Origin of the sequence: Empedobacter sp. R750, assembly GCF_030324345.1 — a bacterium.
Classification (GTDB): Bacteria; Bacteroidota; Bacteroidia; order Flavobacteriales; family Weeksellaceae; genus Empedobacter; species Empedobacter falsenii_C.
On the sequence record NZ_JACAGF010000012.1, the window covers coordinates 46,872 to 63,236 of the forward strand.

13 protein-coding genes and 1 tRNA gene are annotated in these 16,365 nt (G+C 33.7%); 7 read left to right on the forward strand and 7 right to left on the reverse strand.

Annotated elements, in window-relative coordinates; translation table 11 throughout:
• The first annotated feature begins 65 nt into the window (after positions 1 to 65).
• The 4 genes from gpmI to HXZ74_RS12575 are packed head-to-tail and all read left to right on the forward strand — an operon-like array spanning position 66 to position 3,642.
• Positions 66 to 1,631 carry a 2,3-bisphosphoglycerate-independent phosphoglycerate mutase gene (gpmI, locus tag HXZ74_RS12560; RefSeq protein WP_286475703.1) on the forward strand — a complete coding sequence of 522 codons (1,566 nt, stop codon included), beginning with the start codon at positions 66 to 68 and terminating at the stop codon, positions 1,629 to 1,631.
• Complete coding sequence (locus HXZ74_RS12565; protein WP_280045217.1) at positions 1,628 to 2,050, forward strand: BT0820 family HAD-type phosphatase; 423 nt, start codon at positions 1,628 to 1,630, stop codon at positions 2,048 to 2,050. Before gpmI ends, HXZ74_RS12565 begins: the two co-directional genes overlap by 4 nt.
• Entirely contained in the window at positions 2,047 to 2,856 is an 810-nt protein-coding gene (map, locus tag HXZ74_RS12570) for a type I methionyl aminopeptidase (RefSeq protein WP_286475705.1), read from the forward strand. Before HXZ74_RS12565 ends, map begins: the two co-directional genes overlap by 4 nt.
• A 33-nt stretch (positions 2,857 to 2,889) precedes the next feature.
• Entirely contained in the window at positions 2,890 to 3,642 is a 753-nt protein-coding gene (locus tag HXZ74_RS12575; protein WP_286475707.1) for a class I SAM-dependent methyltransferase, read from the forward strand.
• Positions 3,643 to 3,691: 49 nt separating this feature from the next.
• Here the strand turns inward: HXZ74_RS12575 and HXZ74_RS12580 are convergent, their stop codons facing one another.
• From HXZ74_RS12580 to HXZ74_RS12595, 4 genes are all read right to left on the reverse strand, one after another.
• The gene (locus HXZ74_RS12580) at positions 3,692 to 6,004 is read right to left on the reverse strand and encodes a GH92 family glycosyl hydrolase (RefSeq protein ID WP_286475709.1); all 2,313 of its coding nucleotides are present in this window, start codon (positions 6,002 to 6,004) and stop codon (positions 3,692 to 3,694) included.
• Positions 6,005 to 6,125: 121 nt separating this feature from the next.
• Complete coding sequence (locus HXZ74_RS12585; protein WP_286475711.1) at positions 6,126 to 7,160, reverse strand: hypothetical protein; 1,035 nt, start codon at positions 7,158 to 7,160, stop codon at positions 6,126 to 6,128.
• A gap of 138 nt (positions 7,161 to 7,298) precedes the next feature.
• Entirely contained in the window at positions 7,299 to 10,136 is a 2,838-nt protein-coding gene (gene polA, locus HXZ74_RS12590; protein ID WP_286475712.1) for a DNA polymerase I, read from the reverse strand.
• Between the two features lie 75 nt (positions 10,137 to 10,211).
• Positions 10,212 to 10,544, reverse strand: a complete 333-nt coding sequence (locus tag HXZ74_RS12595) for a 2Fe-2S iron-sulfur cluster-binding family protein (protein ID WP_180905218.1) — start codon at positions 10,542 to 10,544, stop codon at positions 10,212 to 10,214.
• Positions 10,545 to 10,686: 142 nt separating this feature from the next.
• On the opposite strand from HXZ74_RS12595, the gene HXZ74_RS12600 reads away from it, so the two are divergent.
• Positions 10,687 to 11,478 carry a TIGR00266 family protein gene (locus HXZ74_RS12600; protein ID WP_280062112.1) on the forward strand — a complete coding sequence of 264 codons (792 nt, stop codon included), beginning with the start codon at positions 10,687 to 10,689 and terminating at the stop codon, positions 11,476 to 11,478.
• Positions 11,479 to 11,586: 108 nt separating this feature from the next.
• Positions 11,587 to 13,032 (forward strand): DUF5723 family protein, encoded by a 1,446-nt coding sequence (locus HXZ74_RS12605; RefSeq protein ID WP_280062113.1) that lies wholly within the window; start codon positions 11,587 to 11,589, stop codon positions 13,030 to 13,032.
• 60 nt (positions 13,033 to 13,092) lie between these two features.
• Here HXZ74_RS12605 and HXZ74_RS12610 read toward each other — a convergent pair whose 3' ends face one another.
• From HXZ74_RS12610 to HXZ74_RS12620, 3 genes are all read right to left on the reverse strand, one after another.
• Complete coding sequence (locus tag HXZ74_RS12610) at positions 13,093 to 14,145, reverse strand: NAD(P)/FAD-dependent oxidoreductase (RefSeq protein ID WP_038332589.1); 1,053 nt, start codon at positions 14,143 to 14,145, stop codon at positions 13,093 to 13,095.
• Between the two features lie 148 nt (positions 14,146 to 14,293).
• Positions 14,294 to 14,367: transfer RNA gene (locus tag HXZ74_RS12615), tRNA-Met, on the reverse strand.
• 203 nt (positions 14,368 to 14,570) lie between these two features.
• Positions 14,571 to 15,752: a pyridoxal phosphate-dependent aminotransferase gene (locus tag HXZ74_RS12620; protein ID WP_286475716.1), complete on the reverse strand. Its 1,182-nt coding sequence runs from the start codon at positions 15,750 to 15,752 to the stop codon at positions 14,571 to 14,573.
• Between the two features lie 111 nt (positions 15,753 to 15,863).
• On the opposite strand from HXZ74_RS12620, the gene tpx reads away from it, so the two are divergent.
• Positions 15,864 to 16,364, forward strand: coding sequence for a thiol peroxidase (gene tpx / locus HXZ74_RS12625; protein ID WP_125350049.1), 501 nt, complete (start codon positions 15,864 to 15,866; stop codon positions 16,362 to 16,364).
• The last annotated feature ends 1 nt before the right edge of the window (position 16,365 follow it).

The window sequence follows — 16,365 nt, forward strand, 5'->3', positions numbered from 1 at the left end:
CCATACAAAAAATAAACTTTCAGCCCAAGGAATGCTTATCTTTGGGCTTAATTATTACAAGAAAAATGAACAATAAAGCAATATTAATGATTTTGGACGGATGGGGAATTGGACCAAACCCTGCTGTTTCTGCAATCGCGCAAGCCAATACACCTTTTATAGATAGCTGTTTCGAAAAATTTCCACATTCTACATTGGATACGTTTGGTTTAGCCGTTGGTTTACCAGAAGGACAAATGGGAAATTCGGAAGTTGGACATATGAATTTGGGTGCTGGACGCGTGGTTTTCCAAAACTTAGTTCGTATCAATATGGCAGTTGAAAACGGAACGTTACAAAACGAACCAATCTTGAAAGATGCTTTTCAATATGCTTTAGAGAATAACAAAAAAGTACATTTCATTGGTTTAGTTTCTGATGGTGGTGTACACTCACATATCAATCATTTGAAAGGTTTGTTGGATGCAGCAAATCAATCAGGTTTACAACAAAATGTTTTTGTACATGCTTTCACAGATGGTCGTGATACCGATCCAAAATCTGGTGAAGGATTTATCACAGAATTGATGAATCATATGATAAAATCAACAGGAGAAATTGCTTCGATAACTGGTCGTTATTATGCAATGGATCGTGATAAACGTTGGGAACGTGTGAAATTAGCATATGATGCAATGGTAAATGCAGTTGGTGAAACAACAACAAATCCATTAGAAGCAATTCGTGCATCTTATAATGAAGGCGTGACAGATGAATTCATCAAACCGATTATTGTAACGGATGAAAATGGTCAACCAAAAGCTAAAATCGAGAATGATGATGTCGTGATTTGTTTCAATTTTAGAACTGATCGTGGACGTGAAATCACAGAAGTTTTAACACAACATGATTTCCCAGAATTTGGAATGCATAAATTAAATCTAAAATATATCACATTGACAGAATATGATGCTACATATACTGGAGTTGCGGTAATTTTTGATGAGAAAAACATTGTTAATACATTAGGTGAAGTTATTGCGAATGCTGGTCGTAAACAAATTCGTATTGCTGAAACTGAAAAATATCCGCACGTAACATTTTTCTTCAATGGTGGTCGCGAAGAACCTTTCGTTGGTGAATCTCGTATTTTATGCGCTTCGCCAAGAGATGTGGCTACTTACGATTTGAAACCAGAAATGGCGGCTTACGATATTACAAATGCAATTGTTCCTGAAATTGAAAAAGAATCAGCTGATTTTATTTGTTTAAATTTCGCAAACACGGATATGGTTGGTCATACAGGTGTAATGTCTGCAGCAATAAAAGCTGCCGAAGTAGTAGATTCTTGTGCAGAAAAAATTGTAAATGCAGCTTTAGAACACGGTTACAATGTGGTAATTTTGGCCGATCACGGAAATTCAGATTTTATGATGAACGAAGACGGATCGCCAAATACGCAACACACAACGAATCCTGTTCCATTTATTTTAGCTCAGAAAGATATAGAATGGAATGTTGAGCATGGTAAACTTGGAGATATTGCGCCAACTATCTTAACTTTGATGGGAATTGAAATTCCAGCCGAAATGACTGGAAATATTATTGTTCAAAAAAATAACCTAAATAACTTTAAATACTTACAAACATGATTAATAAAATTATTGCTGTTGACTTTGACGGAACTGTGGTAGATGATAAATATCCAGAAATTGGAAAAGCTAAAATCTTCGCTTTCGAAACATTGAAACAATTACAAAACGATGGATATCGCCTTACTTTATGGACTTATCGTAGTGGTAAATATTTAGACGAAGCAGTTGAGTTTTGCAAACAAAACGGTATTGAGTTTTATGCCATCAACAATAGTTTTGACGGAGAGGATTTTGATAAAAATACGCAAAGTCGAAAAATAAATGCCGATATCTTTATCGACGATAGAAATTTAGGAGGTTTCCCAGGTTGGAGTGACGTCTATCAAATCATTACAAAAAAGATTGAATTAAGTGTTCACGCAAACGGGCAAAAAGCTCCTGAGAAGAAAAAGAAAAGAGGATTTTTCGGATTATGATACATTTAAAAAGTAAAGAAGAATTAGAACTAATGTACCTAAGCGCTCAATTGGTTTCAAAAACCTTGGGTATGTTAGCCAAAGAAGTAGTGCCTGGTGTTACAACCAATCATTTAGATAAATTAGGAGGCGAATTTATTCGCGACAATGGTGGATATCCTGCATTTTTAGGAATGTACGATTTCCCTAAAAACCTTTGTATTTCGCCAAATCAACAAGTTGTTCACGGAATTCCAAACGACAAACCACTTAACGAAGGTGATATTGTTTCGGTAGATTGTGGTGTTTATATGAATGATTTTTACGGAGATCATGCTTATACATTCGCAGTTGGTGAAGTAGATGCTGAAACTGAAAAATTATTACGCATTACGAAAGAATCAATGTTCAAAGGAATTGAACAAATGAAAAAAGGTAATCGTATAGGTGATATTGGTTTTGCAATTCAACAATATTGTGAAAAAGAAGGTTACGGAATCGTTCGTGAATTAGTTGGACACGGATTAGGTCGTAAAATGCACGAAGAGCCACAAGTTCCAAATTATGGACGTCGTGGATCTGGTAAAAAAATTGAAGAAGGAATGGTGTTAGCCATCGAACCAATGGTAAATATGGGGACTGAAAAAGTTTTCTTTCATCCAGATGGTTGGACGGTTACAACGCGTGACGATAAATATTCGGCTCACTTCGAACATGATGTTTGTGTGGTAGATGGCGAACCAAAATTATTGTCAACTTATCAGTTTATTTACGATGTGTTAGGTATCGAATCTGATGAAGAAAAACCATTTTTATTCAAACCCTAAAAAACTTTTGTGAAAAAGCTTTTAAAAAAAATCATGAATATTCTACCTCGTCCTTTATTAATACAAGGTAGTTATATCGTTCGTCCAGTTTTAGTTTGGTTTATGAAAGGTAATCGTTTCGTAGATCCGATTGATGGACAAGGTTATTACAGTTTATTGCCTTATGGTTACGAAAAACAGCGTGATAATGTGCTTTCACCCGGAACTTTTTCATTAGAAAGACATCGTTTGATGTGGTTGTACCTAAAAAATGAAACGTCTTTTTTTACCGAAAAAGCAAAAGTTTTGCATATTGCTCCAGAGCAATCTTTTATCAAGCGTTTTCGTGCGATGAAGAACTTAGAATACATCACAAGTGATATCGAATCGCCTTTGGCAGATGTAAAAGCTGATATTTGCGATTTACCTTTTGGTGATGATACATTTGACATTATTTTTTGTAATCACGTTTTGGAGCATATTCCTGACGATCACAAAGCGATGAGTGAATTATTTCGTGTCATGAAACCTGGAGGTTGGGGAATTTTGCAAGTTCCTATTTCGTATCAACGCGATGTGACGTACGAAGATCCAACGGTTACAACAAAAGAAGAACGTAAAGAAAAATTTGGACAATATGATCACGTTCGTGTTTATGGTTTAGATTATTACAAACGTTTGGAAGATGTTGGTTTTATCGTCGAAAAAGTAGATTACACGAAACAAATTCCTTCGGAAGATGTTCAAAAATATTGCTTAGAAAAAGGTGAAATTTTACCTGTGGTTCGCAAACCAAAAGCTGAATAAAATATAAAATCATAAAAAAAGCTCAACTAAAAGTTGAGCTTTTTTCGTATTAATCATTTACCGAAAGCGAATATGGTCGATCTTCTTGTTTAGTTCCTCGATTTTTGTTCGGTTTATTGTTCATGTTAAATTCAATTTTTGCACCTTTCATTAATTCTGAATGTTTAAAGAAATTCTGCGTATATTTTTTATCATTTAATTCAACTGATTTAATATAAATATTTTCATTCGAATTATCTTCTGCAATCAACTGAATTTTTCGTCCATTTTCTAAATAAATTGTAGCTTTTTTAAACAATGGCGAACCTATCACATATTCGTCCACAGCTGGCGTAACAGGATAAAAGCCTAATGCCGAAAAAACATACCAAGCAGATGTTTGCCCATTATCTTCGTCACCACAATATCCATCTGGCGTTGCAGCATATAATTTTTTCATCACTTCTCTTGTCCAAAATTGAGCTTTCCAAGGTTCTCCAGCATAATTATACAAATAAATCATGTGTTGAATAGGTTGATTTCCGTGCGCATATTGTCCCATATTTACAATTTGCATTTCTCTAATCTCATGAATTACTTGTCCGTAATATGAATCATCAAACAATGGTGGCTGAAGAAAAACACTATCTAATTTCGAAATAAATTTTTCATCTCCTCCCATCAAATCTATCAAACCTTGTACATCATGAAAAACACTCCATGTATAATGCCAACTATTTCCTTCTGTAAACGCATCTCCCCATTTTAGAGGATTGAAAGGCGATTGAAATTTTCCGTCTTTATTTTTTCCTCTCATAAAACCTGTCGAATGATCGAACAAGTTTTTATAATTCATTGATCGTTTTTTATACAAATCAGTTTCTGCTTTTGGTCGTCCCAAAGCTTTTCCTAATTGATAAATTGTAAAATCATCATACGCATATTCTAATGTTCTTGCAGCATTTTCATTAATTCCAACATCATAAGGCACATATCCCAAATCATTGTAATATTTCGCTCCTTTTCGTCCAACAGCACTCATTGGTCCTTCGTTATTTGCACCATGCAAAAGCGCTTCGTACAAAGTATTAATATCATAACCTCGCAAACCTTTCATATAAGCGTCTGCCACAACCGAAGCCGAATTATTTCCAATCATAATATCAGCATATCCAGGGCTACTCCATTCTGGCAAAAAACCTCCTTCTTTGTACGCATTCGCCAATCCTTCTTGCATTTCGACATTGATTGACGGATAAACCAAATTAAGAAATGGATATAACGCCCTAAACGTATCCCAAAAACCAGTTCCGCCAAACAAATAACCAGGCAAAACTTTTCCATTGTAAGGGCTATAATGAACGACATTATTCTTCTCATCAATTTCATAAAGTTTGTTCGGAAAGAAAAGTGTGCGATACAATGTCGAATAAAAAGTTTTCATTTCATCCAAATTATCCGATTCTATAGCCAATTGTCCCAATTTATCATTCCAAATTTTACGACCTTTTTTAGCAATTTGTTCAAACGAATGATTTTTTAATTCTTTCAGATTTGTCGCAGCTTGTTCATCACTAATAAATGAAGAAGAAACTTTTGCTAGAATTGGTTTAGCCTTTGTTTGAGCACCAAAACTAACTACAATCCCAGCGTGTTTACTCGAAATTTCATTTTTGTTTATTTTTTTTCCATTATCAAAAACAGTAACTTCTTTGATTGGCGTATCAAACTGAACAATAAAATAATTTTTAAAATTCTTTAAATCTCCTCTCGAATAACGCGTCGAATACCCAATAATTTGATTTTTTTCCGCAACATATTTTACATAAGAACCTTTATCAAAAGCATCAATCACAACATTCGCATGATCGGTCTGATTAAATGTAAACCTAAAAATTGCAGCGCGTTCTGTTGGTGTCATTTCCGCTACAACATCATAATCTGCCAAATAAACCGAATAATAATACGGTTTCACAACTTCTGTTTTATGAGAAAACCAACTCGCTCTTTTTTCCTCATCAAAAACCGCCGAACCCGTAGTTGGCATCAACGAAAATTGTCCATAATCGTTCATCCAAGGAGAAGGCTGATGCGTTTGTTTCAAACCTCTAATTTTATCGGCCGAATATTGATATTGCCAACCGTTCCCATTTTTCCCTGTTTGAGCCGTCCACAAATTCATTCCCCAAGGCAAACCAATCGCAGGATACGTATTTCCGTTAGATAATTCGTATTTAGAATCGGTTCCCATCAACGGATTTACCAAATCAACAGGATCAATCTCTTTGTTGTTGTACAACGTTTTTTGCGCATTAATAAACAAAGGATAAACGGCAGGAAGCAGAACCAATATTTTTATCAGTGTTAATTTTATCGATTTCATGTGTAATTATTCTGAAGATTAAAGATATTGTTTTTTTTGCCTCATCTTCAATCTCTTCATAAAATAGTCAAAATAAAAAGCGTTACCTTTTCTTGGTAACGCTTCTATTTTGAAAACTATTTTATTTAAAACTTCTACGAATATCCATTTTCTCATTCACCGATTTGTTGAATTCAGGGAAAGGTTTTAGACTATAATCATTCACAATAATACTAAAATTCATATCCAAATCTGTTTTTTCGTCATCTTTTTCATAAGTAGTATTCCAAATTGCAGACGTTTCTTTCAATACCCAATTTCCGTTGTGCGGTCGATACTTATAAACAACTTTTGCATCACGTAAAAAATTATTCGGAGATACTTCTTTTACTCGATTATAAGATATGAAAGAAAATTCTACCACAGCAAATGACTTTTTATCAATAGTTAGATAATAATCCGTTGAATTTGTTTTTAAATGAATTTCATAAACAAAAGAATCGGCATATTTTGTCATTGTCAAATCACTTTCTAAAAAAGACTTATCTTTTAATTTCTCCACAAATGATTGAAGATAACTATCTTTCAAATAAATACTTTTCAAATACTCCGACAAATTTATATTTGCATTAGGTTGCCAACCACTTTTTATTTCGTTGTTTACAATTCCTTTCGACTTAATTTTCAAATCTCCACGTTTAAATTTGAATTGTAAATCGGCATCTATAAAATCTCTATCATTTTTATTAAATAACAAATCTTGCTGAAAATTTACTAAGAAATAATATTGTTCTACATTGAAGTTTTTATCATAATTATCAATCACTTTCTGCAAAATATCTTCTGCTTTCAGGTTTGTAATGAACGCTTCTTGAAGTTCTAATTCCGAAACTTTTTCGAGTTTGATATTGAGTTCAGATTTCAAATCCGAAACTTTCAAAATTGCATCTTGATAATCTTTTTTCGAAACAATTAATTCATCTGCTTGCGAAATATTACTCAAATCAATAATCGCTTTTCCATGCTGATCCGAAACAAAATTCTTTGTCGAATTCTTGAAATAAATATCCGCATCATCTAACGGTAAATTATCCGAAAAATCTGTAATTTTTAAATTCACAATTTGCGCATTCACCGAAATAGCAAAAAAGATAAATAAGTAAACTAGTTTTTTCATATAGTTTTAAAATGATTTCCGATAAAGATATATTTTAAAACTGTTAAGGATTTGTGAATCATGAAGTTTTAAATATATTTTAACAAAAAAACGCCACTCTTCGAGTGACGTTTATAAAATATTGTAATAGTTGAAATTTTAGTGTGCTTCTAACCAATTTGCTCCTACTCCGACTTCTGCAATTAACGGAACATCCATTTGCATTGCCGCTTCCATAGTCGATTTGATTAATTCAGAAACTTTTTCTACCTCATCTTTTGGTGCATCAAAAATTAACTCATCATGTACTTGCAAAATCATTTTGGTTTGATAATTTTTCTTCAATTCTTTCTGAATTTGAATCATGGCCATTTTTACGATATCCGCCGCAGTTCCTTGTATTGGCGCATTTACCGCATTTCGCTCAGCATGTGAACGAACAACCGCATTTCTCGAATTGATATCTTTCAAATAACGACGACGACCCATCAATGTTTCTACAAAACCTTGATCACGAGCGACATCAACTTGTTTTTCGATATACGCTTTCAACGTTGGATATGTTTCATAATAGGCATCAATCAATGCTTTGGCTTCTTTACGAGAAATATTCGCTTGATCTGCCAAACCGAAAGCCGAAACACCATAAATAATTCCGAAATTCACCGTTTTTGCCTGACTACGTTGTTCACGCGTCACCTCATCCAACGCCACATTAAAAACTTTTGCGGCAGTAGAAGCATGAATATCTTCTCCATGTTTGAAAGCCTCTACCATTGCAGGATCTTGTGACATTTGCGCAATCAAACGCAATTCAATTTGCGAATAATCGGCAGAAATAATCACATGATTTTCATCTCGTGCAACAAAGGCTTTACGAATCTGCTGTCCAGCTTCCGAACGAATCGGAATGTTTTGTAAATTCGGATTTACAGAAGACAAACGTCCCGTTGCAGCAACCGTTTGCGCATAAGTTGTATGCACACGACCAGTTTTTGAATTCACCAATTCTGGCAATGCATCAATATAAGTCGATTTTAATTTTTGTAATTGGCGATACTCTAAAATATCATTGATAATTGGATGTTTATCTTTCAGTTTTGATAAAATTTCTTCTCCTGTTGCGTATTGTCCAGTTTTGGTTTTCTTCGCTTTTGGATCTAATTGTAATTTATCAAATAAGATTTCTCCCAATTGTTTTGGCGAATTAAGATTGAATTCTTCTCCAGCATCTTCCTGAATTTTTGCTTCTAATTCTCTTAATTTAGCTTCGTGTTTTACTGAAAGTTCTTTCAAAAACGGAACATCCAAATTAACACCTTCCAATTCCATATCAGCCAAAACTTGCATCAATGGCATTTCAAGATCAGTGAATAATTTGTGTGTATTTGCTTTGATTAATTCAGGCTCAAAAAGATTTTTCAATTGATTTGTAATATCAGAATCTTCTACGCCATATTCGGTTTGCTCCATTAATGGAACATCGCGGAAATTCTTTTGATTTTTTCCTTTTTTTCCAATCAAACTTTCAATTGAAACGGGTTGATAACTTAAATAAGTTTCCGACAATACGTCCATATTGTGACGCATATCTGGATTAATCAAATAATGAGCAATCATCGTATCAAAATTTTGACCTAAAACAACAATGTCATATTTGTTTAAAACTTTGATATCATATTTTAAATTTTGACCAATTTTCGAAATTGATTCATCTTCAAAAAATGGTTTAAATTCGTTGATAATTGTTTTTGTTTCTTCGAAATCTGCTGAAAAAGGAACATAATATCCTTTTCCTTTTTCCCAAGAAAATGAAATCCCGACCAATTCAGCTTCTAAAGCGTCCAAAGAAGTTGTTTCCGTATCGAACGTCACTTCTTTTTGTTTTAGAATATTTCGTAATAAAATTTCACGACCTTTTTTTGTATCGATTAATTGATATAAATGATTCGTTGTAGAAATATCTGTAAACGCAGAATTCTGAGGAATAATTTCTTCATCTGACGTAAAATCAAACAAAGATTGTTGAGCCGTTTGCACTTGATTCGAAGAAATCTGACTTGCCGCAGAAATTTCTTCTTGCGCTTCTTTGATAATTCCAGAAGCATCCAAACCATAAATTCTGTAAACCGTTTCTAACATTCTACGGAACTCTAACTCCGTGAACAATTCAGTAACTTTTTCAATATCTGGTGGACAAACCGTTAAATCTTCTTCATCAAATTCAACTGGAGCATCTGTAATAATTGTGGCTAATTTTTTCGAAAGAATTCCAAGTTCTTTATTTTCTTCAATCTTTTCTTTGGCTTTTCCTTTCAGCTTATCTGTATTCGCTAAAAGTCCTTCCATCGAACCAAATTCTTTCAAATATTTGCTTGCCGTTTTCGCTCCAATACCTGGTAAACCTGGAATATTATCGACAGCGTCACCCATCATTCCAAGATAATCTATCACTTGAATTGGATCATCGATTTCAAATTTTTCTTTGACTTCTTCAATTCCCCAAATCTCCACACCTTTTCCGTTTGCAGCAGGACGATACATCTTGATTTTATCTGTTACCAATTGCGCAAAATCCTTATCAGGCGTTACCATATAGGTTGTATAACCAGCTTTTTCAGCTTTTTGAGCCAAAGTTCCAATTACATCATCTGCTTCATAACCTTCGGCAAAAAGCACTGGAATTTTTAACGCACGTAAAATATCTTGAATATACGGAACACCTTGACGAATCGCTTCTGGCGTTTCATCACGATTTGCTTTATATTCAGGAAAATCCACCGTACGAACTGTTGCTTGACCAACATCAAAAACAACTGCTAAATGCGTTGGTTGTTCACGGCGAATAACATCGAACAAGGAATTTGTAAATCCCATAATTGCCGATGTATTGAACCCTTTTGAATTGATTCGTGGATTTTTGATAAATGCATAATATCCTCTAAAAATTAAGGCATACGCATCTAACAAAAAAAGTCTTTTATCTAATTGATTCATATAATTTTCGTTATGCGAAAAGCGATGAGCGTAAAGCGAAAATTCTCACAAATCGCTAACCGCAATACGTTTATTTTAATATTCTGGCGCTAATTCAACAACCAATCCATCCATTTCATCCGAAAGATGTAACTGACAACCTAAACGAGAATTATCTTTCACATTAAAAGCCTCTGCTAACATTGCATCTTCATCAGGCGTCATTTCAGGTAATTGAATTTCTGGTGTCAATACATAACATTGACAAGAGGCACACATCGCCATTCCACCACAAATACCAATGGTTCCTTCTGGTGCTAATTCGTATGCACGCACAAGCTCCATAATATTCATATTCATATCAGTAGGTGCATCAACTTCGTGCGAAACACCTTCTCTATCTATAATTGTAATTTTAATATCTGCCATAATACTTTTTCAAGTTACACAAAAATACGGATTGTTTACTTTCAAAAAAAGAATATGCCTCATTGGATTATATTTAATACTAATTTTAAATAAGAACTGTTACGAATTACGAATTTTGTCGACTAATTAGAAAATTAAAAAAATGAATGCACACGAAATAGATTATAAAATTTACGGCGAAGAAATGCAATTTGTCGAAATTGAATTGGATCCACAAGAAACTGTTGTAGCAGAAGCAGGTAGTTTTATGATGATGGATGATGGCGTAAAAATGGAAACAATTTTTGGCGATGGTTCGCAACAAAGCGGTGGACTTTTCGGAAAATTATTGAATGCTGGAAAACGAATGTTAACAGGTGAAGGTTTGTTTATGACTTCGTACACGAATTACGGACAAGGAAAAAAGAAAGCTTCTTTTGCTGCGCCATATCCAGGAAAAATTGTTCCGATTGATTTACCAGAAGTAAATGGAAAATTTATTTGTCAGAAAGATGCTTTTCTTTGCGCTGCAAAAGGAGTTTCGGTTGGAATTGAATTTAATCGAAAATTAGGAACTGGACTTTTTGGAGGAGAAGGTTTCATTATGCAAAAATTAGAAGGCGACGGAATGGCTTTTATTCATGCTGGCGGAACATTGTATAGTCGAGTTTTACAAGCTGGCGAAGTCTTGAAAGTTGATACAGGTTGCATTGTTGGTTTCGAACAATCTGTTCATTACGACATCGAATTTATAGGCGGAATTAAAAATACATTTTTCGGAGGAGAAGGTGTTTTCTTTGCGACTTTGAGAGGTCCAGGAGTTGTGTATATTCAGTCTTTACCTTTTAGCCGATTGGCTGATCGTATTATTGCTCATGCACCTTCTGCGGGTGGTTCTTCTCAAGGTGAAGGATCTATTTTAGGAGGTTTAGGAAGATTAATTGATGGTGATTAAAATTTAATTTTACAAAAAAGAGTTTCAAATTGAAACTCTTTTATTTTATACGGAAAACCATAATTTATTTTGATTGATTTTTCTTATTTTTAATAAAAATTTCATCATTTGAAAAAACTTCTATTAACCGTTATTTTTTGTTCAGGATTTACTTTTGGACAAAATATTTTATCTTTTAGTAATGATCAATATAGCGGGATTAACGGTAGTGTTTTTTCTCCGACAACTTCATATTTCAACCCGAATAAATGGGATGTTAATATTATTTCTGAAGATATTTTATTCAGAAATGATTACGCTTACATATCCGATCAAAACGTATTAGGTTTAATAAAAGGTGAAACAAAATCAGCAAATATAAAAGCTGGAATAAGAGGAGATACACATTCTAATATTTTAGATTTCACAACTAAAAATACGATTTCTTATCATTTAGAAAATGATCTTATGGGACCTTCGGTTTCTTTTAAAAAGAAAATTAAAGGTCAAACTTATCGTGTTGGAATTTTTACCCGACTTCGTACACAAGGTTCTATTAAAGATTTAGATAATTATTTTCGTTTTAGTAATCAGAATGAAATAGAACCAAAAAATTATATGTTTGAACCTACAAAGACAAATGCAATGAATTGGGCTGAATTAGGCTTAAATGTTGCAACAAATTTGTATACAACTAATACTTCTGAAGTTATTATTGGGGCAAATATTAAATATCTTATGGGTTTAGATGGCGCGTATATCAAAAGTAAAAACGCGATAAAATTAGAAGCTGAACCAACTATAACAAGTACAATCGACAATCCTGATGCAAATATTTATGCGTCAAATTATGATATAAAAGCAGGATATTCTACCAATTATGATTTTGATCGAGATAAATATGTTTTACGAAATAGAGGAAATGGAGTTGGAATAGATTTAGGAATTTCTTTTGTGAACAGAAGAGCGAATGATGAATTATATGATTTCAAATTTTCAGCAAATTTATTAGATGTTGGATTAGTAAAATTCAGAGGCGATAACCATCATTTCTACAATCCTTCGCAAAGAGTTCAACTTCGTAATAATCCAAATTTAGATGGAGTTAAATTTGAAAGTGTTGATCAATATTTAGGACTTTTGAGCAAAGAAGTTTATGGTGATGAAACAAAATATAAAACGGGAAATAATTTTTCGATCGGTTTACCAACCAGTTTACATCTTAATCTAAGTAAAAAAATTATTGAAAATCATTACTTAAATTTCAATTGGATGCAACGAATTCCAGTTTTTGAAAATAGTTTGAAACGTATCAATGTGCTACAAACTTCTTATACTATCCAAAAAGATGGATTTGGAATTGGACCTTCCCTTTCTATCTATGATTATGAAAATGTAACATTCGGTGGTTATGTAAGAATTGGTCCTCTGATTTTGGGCAGTGATAATGCAATTCCAATCGTTTTTAAACAGAAAAAATTAACTTCTGCAAACTTTTATTTTGGATTAAAATTTTATCCCTTTTGGGATAATGAAGCCAAAAGACGAAGTAGAGAACCTTGTGAATGTGAATAAAAAAACCTTTTACGCAAAACGCAAAAGGTTTAAAAAATATTTCTATTTATTTTGTTAAAATTAGTCAATAGCTTTGACAACCGCTTTTTCAGCTTCTTTTCTTGTCCCGTCGAAACCATCAACACCAGAAACTGTTGTGTATTTCAAGACAAATTTTTTCCCAGGATTCATTCTATTGTAAACAGACTGGCACATTAATGTTGCTTCGTGGAAACCACATAAAATCAACTTCAATTTTCCTGGATACGTATTTACGTCACCAATTGCGTAAATCCCTTCGATATTTGTTTGATAATCTAACGCATTATTTACTTTAATTGCATTTTTCTCAATCTCCAATCCCCAATTTGCAATAGGGCCTAATTTTGGAGAAAGTCCAAATAATGGAATAAAGTAATCTGTTTCAAGTTCAAAAGTTTCTTCACCTTTTTCGATGACCAAAGATTCTACTTTCCCATCACCTTTGATTCCAGTAATTTCGGCTGGGGTAATTAAATTAATTTTTCCCGCTTTTTTCAATTCAATTACTTTATCAACAGAATCTAACGCTCCACGGAATTCATTTCTTCTGTGTACCAACGTAACTTCCGCAGCCACATCAGCCAAGAAAATAGACCAATCCAAAGCAGAATCTCCACCACCAGCAATCACGATTTTTTTATCACGGAACAATTCAGGATTTTTCACAAAATACTCCACTCCATTTTCTTCGTATGCTTCAATGTTTTCGATAATTGGTTTACGAGGCTCAAAAGATCCAAGACCACCTGCAATCGCAACTGCTTTTCCTTGCACTTGCGTTCCTTTATTAGTTGTTACAATAAAAGTTCCGTCTTCTTGCTTATCGATTGTTGCAGCTTGTTCGTTCAATGTAAAACCTGGCTCAAATTGTTTGATTTGCTCCATCAAATTATCAATCAATTCACCTGCACCTACAGAAGGATAACCAGGAATATCAAAAATTGGTTTTTTGGGATACAATTCTGTCAATTGTCCTCCAGGTTGAGGAAGTGCATCAATAATATGACATCTCATTTTTAATAAACCTGCTTCGAAAACGGCAAAAAGACCAGTTGGTCCAGCTCCGATTATAACTATATCTGTTTGAATCATTTTTTTGAATTTTATTTAGAACGTTACTAAATTGAATGCAAATTTAATGAATTTGAAAGGATTAATCGATGATTATCATCAGAAGTCTAATAATATTTATTGATAATAAAAAAGACAAATTCGATAATGAATTTGTCTTTTGAAGTTGTAGCGAAGAGCAGAATCGAACTGCCGACCTCAGGGTTATGAATCCTGCGCTCTAACCATCTGAGCTACCTCGCCTTGTTTTTAGTGGTGCAAATATAAGAGGTTATTTTCGATTAAAACAAATCTTTTTTGAAATATTTTCAATAAAAAGTCGCTTAAATAGGCTAATCAATTGAATTTCATTAAAATTAAAATCACATTTTTTTGAAGAAAATATCATCCACAAAAAAATCCTCAAGCAAAACTTGAGGATTTTGATATTTTATCTGCTTTTCTACTTACGCTAAAGCATTTTTGATACGTGTCATTGCTTCTCTCAACTCTTCTACAGACGCCGCATACGAGATACGAATACAATTTTTAGATCCGAAAGCCGAACCTGAAACAACCGCAACTTGGGCGTGCTCTAATAAATATAAAGCCAAATCATCTGCATTGTTAATTGTAACGCCATTGTACGTATTTCCGAAAGTTGCCGTAACATCTGGGAACAAATAGAAAGCTCCTTTTGGCTCGTTTACTTTGAAAGTTGGAATTTCTCTTGCCCAACCTAACATCAATTCACGACGTTCTGCAAATGCATCAACCATGTATTGAACTGAGCTTGGATCTGCTTCTAAAGCCGTAATTGCCGCACGTTGAGCGATAGACGTTGCTCCCGAAGTCACTTGTCCTTGTAACGTTTCGCATGCTTTTGCTAACCAAGCTGGCGCTCCAATGAAACCGATTCTCCAACCTGTCATCGCGAAAGCTTTTGCTAAACCATTTACAGTTACTGTTTGGTTATAAACTTCTGGGAAAGATGCTATCGAAACATTTTTTTCTCCGTAAACAATGTGCTCATAAATTTCGTCCGAAATAATAATCACATCTGGATATTTTGCTAAAACTGTTGCTAAACCTTGTAGTTCTTCTCTTGTATAAACTGATCCTGATGGATTACAAGGAGATGAATAAATAATTGCACGCGTTTTATCTGTAATTGCAGCTTCTAATTGTGCTGGAGTAATTTTGAAATCAGCTTCTAAAGTTCCTTCCACAAAAACTGGCGTTCCTCCTGATAATTCTACGATATCTGAATAAGAAACCCAATAAGGTGTTGGAATAATCACTTCTGTTCCTTCGTCTACAATTGCTTGTAAAACATTATAAATAGATTGTTTTGCTCCTGTAGAAACAACAACTTGGTTTGCTGTATACTCAATATTGTTATCACGTTTAAACTTCTTACAAATCGTTTCCTTCAAATCTGCATACCCTGCAATTGGAGGATATCCTGAATAATTATCGTCGATAGCTTTTTTAGCTGCCTCCTTAATAAAATCTGGTGTATTGAAATCTGGTTCTCCAATACTTAAACTAATCACATCGATTCCCTGTGATTTTAATTCTCTTGCTTTCGCAGACATTGCAATAGTTGCAGATGGTTTCAAATTCTGTAAACGCTTTGAAAGTTGCATAATATTTGTGTGTTATTTGTAATGTAACAATTTATTGTTGCGAAGATACTTTTTTCTCCGTAGAATTTTGTTACTTTTAATCATTAAAAATCTAGAATAAAACAAAAAATTATGGCTGAAATTACATTCAAAGGAAATCCTATTCATACAGGCGGAGATTTACCAACAGTTGGTGAAAAAGCCCCAAGTTTTGCTTTAACAGCAGGCGATTTAAGCGACAAAACATTGGCTGATTATGCAGGAAAAAATGTTGTTTTAAATATTTTCCCAAGTGTTGACACTGGTGTTTGTGCACAATCTGTACGAGCTTTCAACAAAGAAGTCTCTTCTGCTGCAAATACAGTTGTGTTATGTATTTCGAAAGATTTACCTTTCGCTTTATCTCGTTTTTGTGCTGCCGAAGGTTTGGATAATGTAGTGACTTTATCTGATTTCAAAAATGAAGAGTTTGCAAATGCTTATGGTGTAAAAATGGTTGATGGACCATTAAATGGTTTATTTTCTCGCGCAGTTGTGGTAATTAATCCAAATGGAGAAGTTGCTTACACAGAGCAAGTTCCTGAAATTGGTCAAGAGCCTGATTACACACATGCTTTAGCAGCAATTAAGTAAT

What these genes read in the sequence shown, in the direction of transcription:
- polA (WP_286475712.1), bottom strand. Translation starts at nt 10,136, where the DNA reads ATGAATCAATTAGATAAAAGACTTTTTTTGTTAGATGCGTATGCCTTA.
- HXZ74_RS12600 (WP_280062112.1), top strand. Translation starts at nt 10,687, where the DNA reads ATGAATGCACACGAAATAGATTATAAAATTTACGGCGAAGAAATGCAA.
- map (WP_286475705.1), top strand. Translation starts at nt 2,047, where the DNA reads ATGATACATTTAAAAAGTAAAGAAGAATTAGAACTAATGTACCTAAGC.
- gpmI (WP_286475703.1), top strand. Translation starts at nt 66, where the DNA reads ATGAACAATAAAGCAATATTAATGATTTTGGACGGATGGGGAATTGGA.
- HXZ74_RS12620 (WP_286475716.1), bottom strand. Translation starts at nt 15,752, where the DNA reads ATGCAACTTTCAAAGCGTTTACAGAATTTGAAACCATCTGCAACTATT.
- tpx (WP_125350049.1), top strand. Translation starts at nt 15,864, where the DNA reads ATGGCTGAAATTACATTCAAAGGAAATCCTATTCATACAGGCGGAGAT.
- HXZ74_RS12565 (WP_280045217.1), top strand. Translation starts at nt 1,628, where the DNA reads ATGATTAATAAAATTATTGCTGTTGACTTTGACGGAACTGTGGTAGAT.
- HXZ74_RS12575 (WP_286475707.1), top strand. Translation starts at nt 2,890, where the DNA reads ATGAATATTCTACCTCGTCCTTTATTAATACAAGGTAGTTATATCGTT.
- HXZ74_RS12610 (WP_038332589.1), bottom strand. Translation starts at nt 14,145, where the DNA reads ATGATTCAAACAGATATAGTTATAATCGGAGCTGGACCAACTGGTCTT.
- HXZ74_RS12585 (WP_286475711.1), bottom strand. Translation starts at nt 7,160, where the DNA reads ATGAAAAAACTAGTTTACTTATTTATCTTTTTTGCTATTTCGGTGAAT.
- HXZ74_RS12580 (WP_286475709.1), bottom strand. Translation starts at nt 6,004, where the DNA reads ATGAAATCGATAAAATTAACACTGATAAAAATATTGGTTCTGCTTCCT.
- HXZ74_RS12595 (WP_180905218.1), bottom strand. Translation starts at nt 10,544, where the DNA reads ATGGCAGATATTAAAATTACAATTATAGATAGAGAAGGTGTTTCGCAC.